We start from the raw sequence: 12,995 nt of genomic DNA, 5'->3' as shown, positions 1-12,995 counted from the left end.
AGTTGAGTCTACTTAACTCAACTATGAGGGCAACGCTTTTATTCCAGCAATTAAGTAAGCTCCCTCACACCCCGCTTGGGTCGAGGTACGCAAGCTCCCACAGAACGTGCGAAACTAGGCAAGTAACAGCAAATCGGAGGAAAAATGGCAACCGAACTACTAACCGAGACTACTGACGAAGTAGTAGCACTAATGCAGGAACTAATTCCGCAGCTATCGCGCTCTTCGAAACCACTTACCGCAGAGCAGACCGCGGAATTTATTGCCCAGGACGGGGTCTATCTGTTCGGATTCCGCTCCGAAACCGAAGAAAACAAGGGCAAACTACTTGGCATGCTTTCGCTCGCCACCTTCAAGATTCCCACCGGCCTGCGCGCCTGGATCGAGGACGTAGTAGTAGACGAAGCAGCGCGCGGCCAGGGCGCCGGCCAGGCACTGGTAGAGGCCGCGGTCGCCCACGCCAAAGAACTGGGATGCCGCACCGTAGACCTAACCTCCCGCCCCTCCCGAGAGGCGGCAAACAGGTTGTACAAGCGCTGCGGCTTCAAACTACGCGAAACGAACGTCTACCGTTTCGCCGATTAGCGCACCTCGGCTCGCTGGCAGGCTTTCGAGTCTGCCAGCAGCACAGACACCTGCTCCATTACGCGCATAATTGCGCGTTCATCCATCTTCGACAGCCCGTCAAAGAAATACTTTTGCAGCACGGGCTCAACTATTTCCATCGCCCCCGCAAGAGCATCGTCGCCCTCGGAGGTCATTACCGCATACATCGCGCGCTGATCTTTAGGGCAAACCTGCCTACAAACTAGCGACCGCTTCACCAACCTAGACACAGCGCGAGTAACCCCAGAGCGGGTCAGCGCTACGGAATCAGCCAGGTCACTCATGCGCAGCCGCCACTCAGGAGCCTGTTTCAGCGAATACAACAACTGTACATCTTGCAAGGACAGCCCCAGAGCAGACAACTCCAGGTCAAGCACGTCATCCACCTTGCGAAATACATAGCCAAGCTGATGCCACAGCGAGAAGTTGTCGGCCACGAGCCCCTCCTTAACTTTCATCCCCGATCTTTAGGTCCCCATTGTAGGCAAAAAACTTTACCCGCACCGAGCAACTGTTTCCTCCGGTGCGACTTACACCAAAAAATTCAATTACCAGCCGAATCATATTAACCCCTGCGAAACAATATTTTCAATATTCATTGCGCGCGCAACCATTTTGATGTTACCGTGAGGCCAAGAGACGAAAGGATAGAAATGACCAAGGTAGCAATCATCTACTATTCCTCGACCGGACACGGCACTGACATGGCAGAGCGCCTTGCCAAGGCCGCGGAAGAAGCAGGAGCCGAGGTGCGCCTGCGCCACATCGCTGAAACTGTAAGCCCCGAAACCTTCGCCTCTAACCCGGCCTGGAGCGCCAACTACGAGGCCACAAAGGATCTGCCAGCCGCCACCGGCGACGATCTGGTGTGGGCAGATGCGGTCATCTTCGGCACCCCCACTCGCTTCAGCTCGCCCGCCAGCCAGTTCCAAGCCTTCATCGACGCTCTGGGCGGACTGTGGGCCGAAGGCAAGCTCGCCAACAAGGTCTACGCGGCATTCACCTCTTCGCAGACCGCCCACGGTGGCCAGGAAACCACGCTGCACAAGATCTACCAGATGGTGATGCACTTTGGCGGCATCATCGTCACCCCGGGCTTCACCGCTCCCCTCAAGTTCGTGGACGGCAACCCGTACGGCGTGTCCAAGGTGACTGGCCCCGAAAATAAGAACGAAATCGATCAGGCCACCGTAGACGCCCTCGACCACATGGCCAAGCGGGTAGTGGAAGTAACTTCCAAGCTCGCCTAATTAGCGCAAACAAAAATGGGGGAAGCAGCTGCTTCCCCCATTTTGCTATCTAATTCGACTAGTCGTCGATCCCATCGTCAATGTGGTCAACGGCCTGGATCGTGACATCGACGTTGCCCCTGGTCGCCTTCGAGTAGGGGCACAATTCGTGAGTGCGCTCAGCTAGCTTCTGCACCTGCTCTACTGGCACCTCGGGTACGGTCACCTCTAGTTTTACCTTGATCGCGAAGGAGTCGCCCTCGGGACCAATTCCAACAGTGGCGCGAACCTTCGATCCCTTGTGCGGAATGTCCAGTTCCTTTGAGGCAATCCCCATGGCGCCTTGGAAACAGGCGCCGTAGCCGATTGCGAACAGCTGCTCGGGGTTAGTGCCCTTGCCAGTGCCACCCATTTCGGAGGGAGTGGCCAGCTGCAAGGTGATGTCGGGGTTGCGCGAATAGGCCTTGCCATCGCGTCCGCCGCCGGTGATTGCTACTGCTTCGTATGCGATTTCTTCAGGTGTGTTCATATGTGTAGCACAACACTTTTTCTGATTCTTTGCAATAGGGAGACCAGGCAGGTCGACGTATCATCTTTACATGAGTCAAGAAGAGCAGCGTCAATTTCTGACGGATTTTATCGCCCACTCGCCCACTTCTTTCCACGCCGCCGCGCGCGCCTGTGAACTGCTAAAACAGGCGGGGTACAACGTCGAGGACGAAGCCCAGCCCTTCGATGCTTCCCCGGGTGGGCACGTGGTTGTTCGCGATGGCGCATTCATCGCCTGGTATATTCCGACCTCGGCTAAGCCCGGAGCCCGCATCGTGGGGGCGCACACCGATTCTCCCGCGTTCAAGCTGAAGCCGCAGCCACAGTTCACCACTGCGGACGGCTACAACCAGCTTGCCGTCGAGGTGTATGGCGGCATGATGCCGAACTCGTGGCTCAATCGCGAACTGGGCGTGGCCGGGCGCATCACCGACCGGACGGGCAAGTCACACCTGGTGCGTACCGACACGGTGGCCTTCCTGCCGCAGCTAGCAATTCATCTGGATCGGAGCGCCGGCAACAAGCTGGAGTTGGACAGGCAGAAGCACCTGCAGCCGATCCTGCAGGAAGAGGACATTTTGGCCGTAGTCGCCAAAGAGGCGGGGATCGCGAAGCAGGATATTGTCGGCCACGACTTACTGACCTACCCCACCGAGGGCCCGCGAGTATTCGGAGGTGACTACCTGGCTTCGGCGCGGCAGGACAATCTGCTTTCCACAGCGGCGGGCTTGCACGCCCTGCTTGACTTGGAAGACAGCAACCACGTTGCGATCTTGGCGTGTTTCGACCACGAAGAGGTCGGCTCACAAAGCCGTTCGGGCGCGTGCGGCCCCTTCCTTGAATCCGTATTGAACCGCATCATTGGCAGCGAGACGGTAGAAGTGCGCGAACAGTTCATGGCCCAAACTACCTGCCTGAGCGCTGACGTGGCCCACGCCGTACACCCCAACTATTCTGAGAAGCACGATCCGCAGCACCACCCAGTGTTTGGCGGCGGTCCGGTACTAAAGCTAAATGCCGCCCAGCACTATTCCACCGATTCGGTGGGGCAGGCTATCTTTGCAGCCGCTGCAGCCGAGGCAGGGCAGCCGACGCAGGTGTTTGTTTCTAATAATTCCAGTCCGTGCGGTTCTACGATCGCGCCTTTGACCGCCACTCGCTTGGGTATCACAACCGTTGACATAGGCCAGCCGATTCTGTCCATGCATTCGGCCCGCGAAGTCTCGTTCCTTCCGGACTTCGAGGCAACCAGCGCCGTGATGGCAGCTTACCTGGCTTCTTAGAAGGCGAAAATCGCCGGCACCAGGATGATCTTGATGATCATCGAAAAGGCGAAGAGGGCGGCGTAGGCATTTTCGATGCGTTCGTCAGCCACGCGGTCTTGGGCAGCGCTCAGGACCGCTGGCTGGCCTAGGCCGCCGGCTACTGCGCCAGCCGTTCTGGGCGCTGACAGGCCGGCAAAATAGGCAAGAATTACGGTGCCCAGGCAGGATGCGAGCACGATCGCAGCCGAGACGAAGATGCCTCTAAATCCTTCTGGGCTGGTTGCCATCTTGGCAAAGGATGGCCCCGCTACTAGGCCCAGTCCGGCTAGGAAAAATAGCAGTCCCAGCTGGCGCATGGTCAGGTTGGCTGCCTGCGGCAATGCCCACACTAGCGGTCCGGTACGACGCAGCCCGCCTAGCACCATGCCTACTACTAGTGGCCCAGCTGCCGGCCCCAATGAGAAGCTCATGTCTCCGGGCATGGGGATCTGTGCAGAGCCGACGATCATGCCGATTACTAGCCCAATGCCAACTGCTACCGCGTCAATTTCGCTGACGCGCCGTTCAGAATCGCCGAAGAATTCCGAGATCTTTTCCATTTCGTCGCGGGGAGCTACCACGGCAACGTGATCGCCTGGTTCGATAATGGTCTCGTCAGTTGCTAGCAAATCCAGATCACCGCGGCGGATGCGAGTGACTTGGGAGCCGAAGCGGGCAGGCAGGTTGAGCTCTGCGATGGTGCGTCCCGACACTTCCGGATTCGAGCAGATAAACCATTCGAAATCGACCTCGGACCTATCGTCAGCAAGGTGCTCTTCCACTAGCTGCCCCAGGTACTCGACGGTCTCCAACGGGGCTTCCCCAACTCCTACTACTACGACTTCGTCGCCTGGAACCAGATCTTCCCCCGGTGCAACTACGCGCGTGTGCTTGTCGCGCCGCAGGTAGGACATGCGCACTTCGCCGGTGCGCATCCCCGGCACGTCCCGCACCGGAATGTACCTGTGCACTTCGACGGTGTAGGAAACTAGGCCCTGGCCGGCCAGCGAAGGAACGTCGTTGTGTCCTTTCCATTTCAGCCCCACGGTAATCGCGGCGATTACGATGCCCACAATAACGGCCAGCGGGTATGCCAGCGCGTAGCCGACAGTGGCTTCATGCGAGCCGGTCAACTTTGCTGCCGTGTCGAGGGCGGGGGCCGCCGTTAGCGCGCCGGTAAAAAGTCCCGTAGTAAGCGCTTTGGGAAGACCTGCAAGGTGGCCGCCAACAATTGCTACAACGGCGGCTATCAACACCGAAGCCGTGGCTATCCCCATGAGAGGCAATTGCCGGCGAAATTGCGACAGAAAGGTAGTGCCTGCCCCCACTCCTACCGAGTAGACGAAGAGAGCTAACCCCAGCCCCTGCAGCAGTTCCATCCCTTCGCCCAACTGCGGCCGAGCAGCAGCTAGTGCCAGTCCCACGAAGAGGGCGCCCGCAGCTCCGAAGCGGATGGGGCCAAAAGGGATAGCGCCCAAAATGGCGCCCAGAGCAACTACTAAGAAAACGGTTAAAAGTGGGTGGGAACAAAGAAGGTCAAGCACACCAAAATCGTACCGCTGCCCACTGTTGGCTTACCGTCTACTAGGCATTTTGTTCCTGGGGAACCTCCCAGTTGTGGTCAGCGCAGATGCGTTGCAAGAACATGCCCGCCCAGTCTGCGTAGGCAGCCGAGTTCGGGTGGAACAAATCGGCAGCATGACGCCGGAAAAGGTAGAACCAGGTAGGCAGAGAGCGGGAGTAAGTGCGCAGGTCAATAACGGTGTGTCCGTGTTGTTCGACGGCCTCGTCAACCTTTTGCGAGAACAGTTTTGCCCGCTTTTCCCAGTTGCCAAAACCATAGCTAGGGATGTTGGCCACATAGGCCTTGGTGGGCAGCTGAGCAAGGATATTTTCGATAGCTTGCCCGAACGTTTTTGCTTCGAGGTGCTTCATCATCACATCGTTGCCACCAATGTCCAGGGTGATCACGTCGGGGGTAAGCAACGAACCGTCCAAGCCCATGCCGCGGAGCTGCTGCAATTCATTGCCTAGCACCGTTACCGCAGTGCCGCCAGAAACCGACAGATTCACGCACAGTACTTTGCGCCCGGAAGCAGCCTCAAGCCCCTGCGCAATGCGAGCCACGTACCCGTCCTCTATGGTGCGAGCGCCGATCCCCTGGGCTGCCGAATCGCCCAACGCCACATAGATAAGAGGGCGTTCTGCCGGAGCCTGCTTAGCAATACGATCCAGGTCCACGCTGATTCCGAGCTGTGCGTCTTCCCAAGCGCGGCGGTAGGGGCGGCGCTGGCGGGCCAACTTGTGAACGGCCACCCTCCAGCAAGCCAGTCCGGTAGCCGTTAGCGAAACGGTGGTGGCACCAATTGTTTTCCAAGCAAAGTTGAAGAATCTGCGCTTATTCATGCCTCAATCATCCCACACCGATCGCCCGCTGAGGTGCTAGGTGAAAAAGTCTTCCTACCCACAATAATTCGCCCCCGGGGGACACACTTCGGCAGCAGCGATATCTTGGGCGCTATTGAAAAGCGGAATATAGGCTTGTATCAGCCCTGAATAAGTTATAGATCCGAGGCGAAATGCTCCTTAAACTTTCTTGGCAATATTTGCACCGCCACAAATTTGCCATTGCCGTGGTCGTGCTCGCACAGTTGGCGCAAACTCTGCTGAATTTATTCCTCCCGGCACTCAATGCCCGCATCATCGACAAGGGCGTGGTTGCCGGAAACCTAGAGGTAGTAAAGCAGTCCGGGCTCACCATGATCCTGTTTTCTTTCCTGTCTGCGGGCCTCTCCTTCCTAGCTGTTTATCAGGGCGCTCGCCTGTCTATGGCACTGGGCAAATACCTGCGCAAAGTACAGTTCATCAAGGTGGGCGAATTTGGCCTTCCCGAAATCAACCGTTTTGGCGCCGGCACGCTTGTCACGCGTGCTACTAACGACGCCCAGCAAGTACAGATGGTCACGTTCATTACTTTGACCGTGATGGTAGTAGCCCCGGTAATGATGGTCGGCGGCATCTTCATGGCCCTGCGCCAGGCAGTGGGCCTGTCATGGATTTTGGCGGTCTCGATCGCGGTCTTGGGCGCTGCCGCCGGCGGGGCCATGTATCTGCTGGCCCCCATCTTCAAGCGCATTCAAAGCAGGATCGACGACGTGAACGCGGTACTGCGCGAGCAGCTCACCGGCGTACAGGTGATCCGCGCTTTTGGCCGCCAGGATAGCGAGGCCGATCGCTTTGCCCATGCCAATGCCCGGCTACGCAAGATGCAACTGCGCGCCGGCAATATCTTCGCCATCTTTATTCCCTCAATTTCCCTGATCATTGGGATATCTAACGCGGCGGTAGTCTGGTTTGCCTCCGGCCAAGTAGAGGCGGCACAGATGGAAATCGGTGACCTGATGGCATACATCAACTACTTAGCGATGATTCTGGGCGCGGTCATGATGGCAGCAATGCTGTTCATGATGATCCCGCGCGGACGCGTCAGCGCCGGGCGCATTGGCGAAGTATTGCAGACCACCCCACAGGTGCAGGACGCAAGCTCGCCCGTGCCCATGCCGCAGGGACCAGTGGACTTTGTGTTCACGAACGCCCAGATCACGCACCCCGGTGCCGAGTCTCCTGTCCTGGCCAACATCAACGTGACCATCCCGGCAGGTAAGACCACCGCCATCATCGGTTCTACCGGTACCGGCAAATCGACGTTCGTAAACCTGCTCCCCCGTCTCATGGACACGTCCGAGGGCGAACTGGTTGTGCGCGAGCGCGACGGCAACACCACCAATATTCGCAACATAGAATTGGCACAACTACGCAGCCACGTCGCCCTCGTGCCGCAAAAGGCCTACCTGTTCTCGGGCACTATCGCCACCACTGTTTCCGGGCTTACTAAGGAGCAGATTACCGACGAGGTTCGCGCCAGGGTACGGCGGGCCCTAACCGGCGCCGCAGCCGACGAATTTGTTGACAAGCTCGAAGACGGCGTAGACGCGAAGGTAGAATCCGGCGGCAGCAACTTCTCCGGCGGACAAAAGCAGCGACTGACCATCGCCCGGGCCCTCTACGCCCAAGCGGGGCTGGTGATTTTCGACGACTCCTTCTCCGCCCTCGATTACGCAACGGACGCGCGCGTGCGCACCAACCTTCGGAAATACGTGGGCGACGCTGCCGTAGTAGTGGTGGCGCAACGAGTCTCTACGGTCCGCCACGCAGACAACATCCTGGTGTTCGACGCCGGTCAGATCACTGCCCAGGGCACCCACGAGGAACTAATGGAATCGTCCCAGACGTATCGCGAGATCGTAGCCTCGCAGCTTAGCGCCGAGGAGGCAGCATGAGCCCCAGACCAAACAATAGGAAACCAGGCCAAAAGGCGAAGAACCCTATCCGCACCATCGCCCGACTTTTCGCTACCCTTCGGGCCGAAAAGCTACGCGTCATAGCGGCGATACTCCTGACGTTCATCTGCATTGTTGCGTCAGTAGTGGCACCCCGACTGCTAGGTAGGGCTACAGATACGATATTCGCCGGAATGATCGGGAAGAACATGCAGCCCGGCCAGTCAAAGGCTGACGTGATTCGCCAGCTAGCCGAATCTGGCAAAGGTCAGATGGCCAAGATGCTGCAAAGCGTCGACGTGGTTCCAGGGGTGGGGATCAACTACTCGCTACTTGGGAAACTCCTCCTGACCGTAGTGCTCCTGTACCTGGTGTCAGCCGTGCTCAACTGGCTCTCCGGCCTCTGCACTAGAACCGCGGTGCAAAACGTGTCTTATGACTTGCGGCAGCGGGTACAGGCGAAAATCAACCGCCTCCCGCTCAGCGCTCTCAACGGCGCCGCCCGCGGCGACATCCTCTCTAGGGTGACAAACGATGTGGACAACGTGTCCCAATCCCTTCAGCAGGTAGTGAACCAACTGTTCCACTCCATCTTCTTACTACTTGGCACCCTGACCATGATGTTTATGCTGTCATGGCAGCTCACAATCGTGGCGCTGCTGATCGTTCCGGCAGGCCTAGTCATCATTTTCATCATTATGAAGAGGGCGCAGCCCTACTTCCAGCGGCAGTGGAAGGCGACCGGGAACGTGCAGTCCACCGTGGAAGAAGCCTTCTCGGGTCACGAGATCGTGCTGACCTTCAACCTACGCGACCAATTTCGGCGCAAATTTGCTGACCACAACAAGGAACTATTCGACTCCGCCTTCGGCGCCAACTGGCGTTCCGGACTAAGCCAACCAGTGACCACCATGATCAACAATCTGGCTTTTGTTGCCGTATGCGTCGTCGGCGCACTGATGGTGCTCGAAGGACGCATGTCGGTGGGCGGGGTACAAGCTTTCATCCAATATTCGCGTCAGTTACAAACGCCGCTGGGCCAGCTCTCACAAATGCTCTCTACTGTGCAAAGCGCCGGCGCCAGCGCCGAACGCATCTTCGAGTTCCTGGATTCTCCAGAACAGAGCCACGAAAAGGCCGCCTCCCGCCCTCAGATTGGCATGTGCGGAGCCCATATCGAGTTCAGGAACGTCTCGTTCAGCTATGAAGAGGGCGTGCCCGTCATCAAGAACCTGTCCCTGGACGTGGCCCCCGGACAGACCGTGGCAATCGTCGGCCAAACCGGCGCCGGCAAGACCACGCTGGTAAACCTACTGATGAGGTTCTACGAGATAGACAGCGGGCAGATCTTGATCGACGGTGTAGATATTCGCCAGATGACCAGGGCGCAGGTGCGCGAACGCTGCGCCATGGTCTTACAGGACACCTGGCTATTCAAGGGCTCGATCCGGGACAACATTGCCTTCGGCAACGCGGCAGCCACCGACGAACAAATTGTTGAAGCCGCCCGTGCCACCCAGGTAGACCGCATCATCCGGCAGCTCCCCGAAGGCTACGACACAGAAGTATCCGACGAGGGCGGCTCCCTCTCGCAAGGCGAGAAGCAGCTAGTGACCATCGCCCGCGCCTTCTTGCGCCACTCCGACGTGCTGATCCTGGATGAGGCAACGTCCAGCGTGGACACCCGCACCGAAGTGCTAGTGCAACAGGCGATGGATAGGTTGCAGGAAGGCAACACGTCCTTCGTGATCGCTCACCGCCTCTCGACGATCCGGGACGCATCGACCATCATCGTGATGGAGGACGGTGACGTGGTAGAACAGGGCACCCACACCGAACTGCTCGCAGCCGCTGGCGCCTACGCCCGCCTGTACCAATCCCAGTTCGAGGGCGCCTCCGCCTAACGTGACCGGCACTTTACCAGTAGCCAACACCTGAACATAAGGCGGTGGGCCGAGGAAAAACTCCTCGGCCCACCGCCTTATTTAGAATTATTTGCTAACCCCGTTGTGCCTTCAGTTCTTTGTGAGTATCACGCCCGTCGCGCGCATCGATAACCCAGGTACCGATCAGGCGGTCAACCCAGTGCCGTTCGGCGCTGTCGCGGGTTGCAAACCAGACAAACAGAAGGAAGATTGATCCAATGCCGGTTCCCTTAATGATGGGGTAAGCAATGCACTTGCCAACCGCGCGCAGGCCGCCACCCTTGCCGGTGGTGTAATCAATTGTGCGCACACCAGTAACTAGGCCCCCCAGCGTGTATCCGGTGAAGAACACGAGCAGGAGCACCACCACTCCTAGTACGATAACCCCTAAAGCCAAGCTGCCCAAAGAACCAAGAATCGCGGGTGCAAGAGCATCAGCCATCTCGTCGTCAGACATCGTTTCTACTTCAGATAGAGGAGCAGTTGCAGCGAAAATGCTGCCTCCGGAGATCACGAATACGAGCACAAGGATGACTCCTTGAAATATCTGGTCGAGGATGCGGGTAAGAATGCGCTTTCCAACACTCACACCTTTGACCCCTGCCAGGCGCGATGGGATCTGCGTCCCCGGATGCGGCGTGAAGTCCTGGTCAACGGGAGGTTCGCCCTCGACTACGACGTACTGTCCGTTCTGACCGTACCCAGCGCCACCAGCACCTGCGCCGTAGTAGGACTGGCCGTACCCCTGCGGGTTCTGGTCGTAACCGGCCTCCCCCATCTTGCCGTAGCGGGGATCGGTGTTGACAGAGTACTGACCGTACTGACCCGGCTGTGCGGGCTGGCCGTACCGACTATCCTGCGAGGTGTTTCCAACAGGCGTTGAGCCATTCTGATTCAACTGATTCGGATCCCACGGATTGCTGCCCGTGGACTCATTTTGGTTCTGATCAGACATTACTGTCTCCTAATACAAGGCGGTCTTCTTGCTTACCAGTGTATGGTGCCGGCTTTGCATTCGCAGCACCTGCTATGGATAGGGTGGAAGCAGAGGAGGCCAGATATGAATTCTGCTTTGAAAATTCCCACCAAGCGCACCATGGGAGGGTACTCAATCCCCTACCTTGGGTTTGGCACGTACAAGATTGCGCCCGAGGACACGCAACGCCTCGTGGAAACCGCACTGGAGGCCGGGATCCGACATATTGATACCGCCCAGATGTACGGCAATGAGAAGCAGGTAGGGGCGGCCATTGCGGCTTCTGGCATTCCCCGATACCAGATCTTTTTGACTACCAAGCTGAATAACGGCAATCACCTCTCCGATGATGCCCGCCGTTCTTTTGAACAGTCTTTGGCAGATTTACAGACTGATTATGTTGACTTGTTCTTGATGCACTGGCCTATGGTGCATCGCTACGGCGGACGCTTCCCCGAATGCTTCCAGATGATGCAAGATTTTTCTGCCGACGGGAGCGCGCGCACAGTCGGCGTTTCTAATTTCGAGGTCGAGCATTTGGAACGGCTTCGAACAGAAACCGGTCTAGTGCCCCACGTAAATCAGATCGAGATGCACCCACTTTTTGCCAACAATAAGGTTTTGGACTACTGCGCAAAGCATCGCATTGTGGTGCAGGCGTGGAGCCCACTGGCTAGGGGCAAGATCCTAGAGATTCCCGAGGTGCAGACGATTGCTACGCGCCTGGAGCGGACACCCGCGCAGGTGGCCCTGAGATGGGCGTTACAGCGCGGAGTTATTGTTTTTCCAAAATCTTCCTCGCGGGAGCGAATTGAAGAGAACGCAAATATTTTCGATTTCAGCTTAGATGAAGAATCGATGAGAATTCTTAATAATTTAGATAAGGGAGAGGCGGGGCGCACCGGATCCAGCCCGCAGACAATGGATCGGATTTAAAAACATTTTGGGGGGCCAGTGGCCCCCCAAAATGTTTATTGCCTATTCGTGATCGATGGTCTTGGCGGTAGAAGCCGACTTGACCGCAATCTTGCGCGGCTTGGCCTCTTCAGCCACCGGAATCGTAAGGGTCAAAAGACCGTCGTTATATTCGGCCTCGATCTTGTCTAGCGCTACGCCGTAGCCGACCGACAGCTGCCTTGCGAAGGTTCCGGTTGGGCGTTCGTGTGTAAGCCACTCAATGTCCTCGCCCTCAACAGAGTGCCGTTCTGCGCGCACAGTCAACGTGCGATCTTCGACATCGATGTCGATCGTATCGGGGTCCACTCCAGGCATCTCTAGGATGGCCACGAATTTGTCACCATCGCGGTAGAGGTCCATGGGAAGAACCGGGCTAGAAGCCTGGCGCATAGTCGAGTTGAATAGACGTTCCATCTCGCGGAAGGGATCGTACCTGCTAACCATTTTGAGCTCCTTTTCTTTTTTCAAGTTCACCTTGAGTCTAAGACGCTCAACTTTGCGATGGCCACTTAATTCACCTTGGGCGTAAAAGTTGAGCCGACAAGACTCAACCCTATTTTTGCGTGACGCGCGACGCACCCGAAAAGATCGCTTAGGTTCTACGCCTGAAGTGCCAGTATTGATACATGAACACCACTTATAGACCCTTCTTCGTGTACGGAACCCTGCGTCCAGGACAAACAAACTGCGAGGCCATTCTTGGCCCCCACCTGAAAGAGGCAATTCCCGCCCGCCTTTCCGGATACAAAATGCTGCTGACCCCCTCCTACCCGATGGCAATACCTTCAAAAGAAGACCAGATCACCGGCGACGTCATTTACGTTTCAGAAGCTAATTTCGATTCCCTTCTAGCCGACATGGATGAACTAGAGGGATATTTGGGCGACGAAGATCCGAACAACCTGTACACCAGAGTCATCACCCACCCCACCATTAGCGAGGGCGAAAACGCAGGCCAGAAGGTGGAATGCTATTTGTATGTGGCCACCGAAAACGCACTGGATCAAAACTCTGCCTACACCGAAGAATCTGCCAGCGGCGACTGGTTAAAGCGGCCCGACCAGATATAAAAAATGTTTAAACAATAAAAATACAGGCAAATTATCCGA

General features: G+C 57.2%; 13 protein-coding genes. 7 read left to right on the top strand and 6 right to left on the bottom strand.

The window, feature by feature from the left end; all coding sequences use genetic code 11:
• The first annotated feature begins 144 nt into the window (after window positions 1–144).
• Entirely contained in the window at window positions 145–585 is a 441-nt protein-coding gene (locus QP400_RS07135) for a GNAT family N-acetyltransferase (RefSeq protein ID WP_004806515.1), read from the top strand.
• Here QP400_RS07135 and QP400_RS07130 read toward each other — a convergent pair.
• Window positions 582–1,064 carry a MarR family winged helix-turn-helix transcriptional regulator gene (locus tag QP400_RS07130; protein WP_070425007.1) on the bottom strand — a complete coding sequence of 161 codons (483 nt, stop codon included), beginning with the start codon at window positions 1,062–1,064 and terminating at the stop codon, window positions 582–584. The two genes, QP400_RS07135 and QP400_RS07130, sit on opposite strands and share 4 nt — an antisense overlap.
• A gap of 195 nt (window positions 1,065–1,259) precedes the next feature.
• Between QP400_RS07130 and wrbA the strand changes: the two genes are divergently transcribed.
• A complete protein-coding gene (wrbA, locus tag QP400_RS07125) occupies window positions 1,260–1,856 on the top strand; it encodes an NAD(P)H:quinone oxidoreductase (protein WP_004806519.1) in 597 nt (198 codons plus the stop codon).
• Between the two features lie 58 nt (window positions 1,857–1,914).
• On the opposite strand, the gene QP400_RS07120 is transcribed toward wrbA, so the two are convergent.
• Window positions 1,915–2,364, bottom strand: a complete 450-nt coding sequence (locus tag QP400_RS07120; protein WP_004806521.1) for an organic hydroperoxide resistance protein — start codon at window positions 2,362–2,364, stop codon at window positions 1,915–1,917.
• Window positions 2,365–2,434: 70 nt separating this feature from the next.
• Here QP400_RS07120 and QP400_RS07115 point away from each other — a divergent pair, with 70 nt between their 5' ends.
• Window positions 2,435–3,667, top strand: coding sequence for a M18 family aminopeptidase (locus tag QP400_RS07115; protein ID WP_004806523.1), 1,233 nt, complete (start codon window positions 2,435–2,437; stop codon window positions 3,665–3,667).
• Here the strand turns inward: QP400_RS07115 and QP400_RS07110 are convergent.
• Entirely contained in the window at window positions 3,664–5,232 is a 1,569-nt protein-coding gene (locus tag QP400_RS07110; RefSeq protein ID WP_004806524.1) for an aspartate:alanine exchanger family transporter, read from the bottom strand. The two genes, QP400_RS07115 and QP400_RS07110, sit on opposite strands and share 4 nt — an antisense overlap.
• A 40-nt stretch (window positions 5,233–5,272) precedes the next feature.
• Window positions 5,273–6,094 (bottom strand): SGNH/GDSL hydrolase family protein, encoded by an 822-nt coding sequence (locus QP400_RS07105; RefSeq protein ID WP_004806526.1) that lies wholly within the window; start codon window positions 6,092–6,094, stop codon window positions 5,273–5,275.
• Between the two features lie 173 nt (window positions 6,095–6,267).
• Here QP400_RS07105 and QP400_RS07100 point away from each other — a divergent pair, with 173 nt between their 5' ends.
• Both QP400_RS07100 and QP400_RS07095 read left to right on the top strand, forming a co-directional pair.
• Window positions 6,268–8,028 (top strand): ABC transporter ATP-binding protein, encoded by a 1,761-nt coding sequence (locus QP400_RS07100; protein ID WP_004806528.1) that lies wholly within the window; start codon window positions 6,268–6,270, stop codon window positions 8,026–8,028.
• A complete protein-coding gene (locus QP400_RS07095; protein WP_004806530.1) occupies window positions 8,025–9,932 on the top strand; it encodes an ABC transporter ATP-binding protein in 1,908 nt (635 codons plus the stop codon). Before QP400_RS07100 ends, QP400_RS07095 begins: the two co-directional genes overlap by 4 nt.
• A 94-nt stretch (window positions 9,933–10,026) precedes the next feature.
• Here QP400_RS07095 and QP400_RS07090 read toward each other — a convergent pair whose 3' ends face one another.
• Entirely contained in the window at window positions 10,027–10,908 is an 882-nt protein-coding gene (locus QP400_RS07090) for an RDD family protein (protein ID WP_004806532.1), read from the bottom strand.
• A gap of 105 nt (window positions 10,909–11,013) precedes the next feature.
• Between QP400_RS07090 and QP400_RS07085 the strand changes: the two genes are divergently transcribed.
• The gene (locus QP400_RS07085; RefSeq protein ID WP_004806533.1) at window positions 11,014–11,865 is read left to right on the top strand and encodes an aldo/keto reductase; all 852 of its coding nucleotides are present in this window, start codon (window positions 11,014–11,016) and stop codon (window positions 11,863–11,865) included.
• Window positions 11,866–11,907: 42 nt separating this feature from the next.
• Here QP400_RS07085 and QP400_RS07080 read toward each other — a convergent pair whose 3' ends face one another.
• The gene (locus QP400_RS07080; RefSeq protein ID WP_004806535.1) at window positions 11,908–12,330 is read right to left on the bottom strand and encodes an Hsp20/alpha crystallin family protein; all 423 of its coding nucleotides are present in this window, start codon (window positions 12,328–12,330) and stop codon (window positions 11,908–11,910) included.
• 182 nt (window positions 12,331–12,512) lie between these two features.
• Between QP400_RS07080 and QP400_RS07075 the strand changes: the two genes are divergently transcribed.
• Complete coding sequence (locus tag QP400_RS07075; RefSeq protein ID WP_004806536.1) at window positions 12,513–12,956, top strand: gamma-glutamylcyclotransferase family protein; 444 nt, start codon at window positions 12,513–12,515, stop codon at window positions 12,954–12,956.
• Window positions 12,957–12,995 lie beyond the last annotated feature (39 nt).

Origin of the sequence: Winkia sp. UMB3158, from assembly GCF_030217145.1 — a bacterium.
GTDB lineage: Bacteria > Actinomycetota > Actinomycetes > Actinomycetales > Actinomycetaceae > Winkia > Winkia anitrata.
The sequence above is the reverse complement of the archived record's forward strand: the minus strand, read 5'-3'. Positions and strand labels throughout refer to the sequence as shown.